The 2565-nt window shown below is 62.8% G+C and carries 2 protein-coding genes; both read right to left on the bottom strand.

What is annotated here, in order from left to right; genetic code table 11:
• Nucleotides 1-350: 350 nt before the first annotated feature.
• On the bottom strand, nt 351-1544 hold the full coding sequence (locus M3I54_RS43910) for an IS91 family transposase (RefSeq protein ID WP_254346646.1): 1194 nt from the start codon (nt 1542-1544) through the stop codon (nt 351-353).
• Nucleotides 1545-1550: 6 nt separating this feature from the next.
• The gene (locus tag M3I54_RS43905; protein WP_254346645.1) at nt 1551-2429 is read right to left on the bottom strand and encodes a site-specific integrase; all 879 of its coding nucleotides are present in this window, start codon (nt 2427-2429) and stop codon (nt 1551-1553) included.
• Between the last annotated feature and the right edge of the window lie 136 nt (nt 2430-2565).

Raw genomic sequence — 2565 nt, 5'->3', positions numbered from 1 at the left:
TAATCCAGAGGATTTTTAGCGGAGCGGAAGCGGCGCAATGAATTGACTAGGGACACGGCGAACAAGCCGTTTCCGCTCCGCTAAAAATTCGTTGAGCTAAGCCGCTCCGCTGTCGGTGGCTATGGGGATTGAATCGGTGCGGCGCCGGTTGTGCGTGTCGAGTGCGGGAAGCGAAGCGAGGGCAAGAAACAATCGGGATACGCGATTGGGCAGGCACGTCCAGGCATGATGGTCTGCGGGCGGCTTGGGCGGCACGAGCGAGGCGTGTTGTGACCGCTGTGGACATGCGTACGACGCGGACCCGTAGGATGTGCCGGGTTCGGCGTCCAGGCAGAGTGTGCGTTCGAGCCTCATCGATGGTTTGGCGGCGCCCGCGGTGGCGCGCCAGGCAGCAGGTATTCGACACAGACCATGTGCCCGTGCTTGCAGACCGGGCAGTCGCGGAGTGATCGGCCGGTCAGCTGTGCAAAGTGGTCACGATAATCAGGTCCGGATATCACTCGGGTTATGGCGGGCGGCGCGCCGAGCAGGCGACGACATGCTGCGAGATTTGTTTCGCGCAGCCGGTTGCTGAGCAGTCCATAGTGACGAATTCGTTGCAATCCGTGTGGCAACACGTGCAGGAGAAAGCGGCGCAGGAACTCGTGTGCGTCCAGCCGCATTACGCGCGAACGGCCAGGTTGGCGATAGTCCTGCCAGCGAAACGTGACATGCCAATCGCTCTGACTGATGAGGCGGTTGTTGGAGATCGCGACGCGGTGTGTATAGCGGCCGAGATAATCGAGCACCTGCTGCGGACCGCCAAACGGCTCCTTGGCGTATACGACCCACTCCGTTTTACGCAGATCGGACAGATAGCGGGCAAATTGGCTTGGCTCAGACAGGTATGCCAGGGACGAGAAGAAGCCGAGTGTTCCGATATCGAAGGCATGTTGCAATCGCTCGAGGAAAAGCCGACGGAACAGGCGCGAGAGAACCCGCACCGGCAGGAAGAAGCCGGGCCGGCAAGCCACCCAGCGCGTACCGTCGGCAGCAAGGCCACCCCCCGGGATCACGCAGTGCAGATGCGGATGGTGGACCAGATTCTGCCCCCAGGTGTGCAGCAGTGCGATGAATCCGATCGTGGCTCCGAGGTGCCGGGGGTCTACAGCTATCGTCTGCAGAGTTTCGGCCGTTGCCTGGAACAGGATGTCGTAAACGACACGCTTGTTCTGGAATGCAATGGCAGCGATCTCTTGCGGGACGGTGAAGACGACGTGGAAGTACGGCACGGGCAGCAGGTCCGCCTGACGGTGGTCAAGCCATTGCGCCCGGGCGAGCGACTGACACTTCGGGCAGTGCCGGTTGCCACACGAGTTGTAGGCGATGCGCTGATGTCCGCAGGCGTCGCACTGCTCAACGTGCCCGCCCAGAGCCGCCGTTCGACACTGCTCGATGGCGCGCATGACGCGGCGCTGCTCGCGGTCAAGCGAGCCGGCGTGCAGATGCCGGTATGCGGGGCCGTGGCGGCGCAGGATGTCCGCCAACTCCAGCTGGGCCTTCATCGCAGTTCAGGCGTGGTCAACCGGCGGCTCGGGCGAAGGCTGCGGTGACCTTGATGGCAACCGGTCGAACGGGCTGGTTGTCGCGCAGATCGTACTGGTCGCGACCTTGAGGTAGCGCGCCGTCGTGGCCAGGCTACGATGGCCCATCAGCAACTGGATCAGGCGCACATCAGTGCCGGATTCGAGCAGGTGCGTTGCAAACGCATGGCGCAGGGAGTGCGGCGTGATCGGTTTGCTGATACCGCCACGGCGACGTGCATCATGGCACGCTCGTCGCACCACGTCGGCACCCACGGGTTGATCCTGGAAGCGGCCGGGAAACAGCCAGTACTGGGGGCGGCCGATACACCAGTAGCTGCGCAGGACCTCCAGCAGCCGGGGCGAGAGCATCACGTAGCGGTCGGCACGCCCCTTGCCCTGTTCGACACGCAGCATCATGCGCTGGCTGTCGATATCGCCGACCTTCAGCCGGGTGGCTTCCGAGATCCGCAGGCCGGCGGCGTAGGCCACGATCAATACGGTACGATGCTTGTCACTACGGATCGCTTCAAGGAAGCGCGTGATCTCGTCCTGACTGAGGATCACCGGGAGTTTGCGCGGTGTCCGCGCCATCGGGAGTTCGTCGACTGCCCACTCACGTTTGAGCGTGATGTGGTACAGGAAGCGCAGCGCTGCAGTGGCCACCACGAGAGTGCTGGGTGAACGGCGCTGGACCTCAATCAGGTGCACTTGCCACGCGCGTACTTCCTCAGGGCCCAGCAGTTCAGGGGAACACCCGAAGTGCTTGGCAAAGTTGCTCACCTGCTGGAGATACACGCGTTGCGTGTTGGCCGCGAGGTTGCGCACGCGCATATCCTCGATCATGCGTCGACGTAGGGGTGTCATGGTGGACTCCGCTCTGAATGGTCACGGCAGCAAATTGCACTGCCATCGTCGCACTCGAGCAGAGGGGCCCTGCAGATGATCCCGGAGCCGATGTCGCTGGCCAACCACCACCTCCCGCTTCAGCGGGTTAGTTCAA

This window comes from Paraburkholderia sp. CNPSo 3274 (assembly GCF_024206475.1).
Lineage (GTDB): Bacteria > Pseudomonadota > Gammaproteobacteria > Burkholderiales > Burkholderiaceae > Paraburkholderia.
The sequence above is the reverse complement of the archived record's forward strand: the minus strand, read 5'-3'. Positions and strand labels throughout refer to the sequence as shown.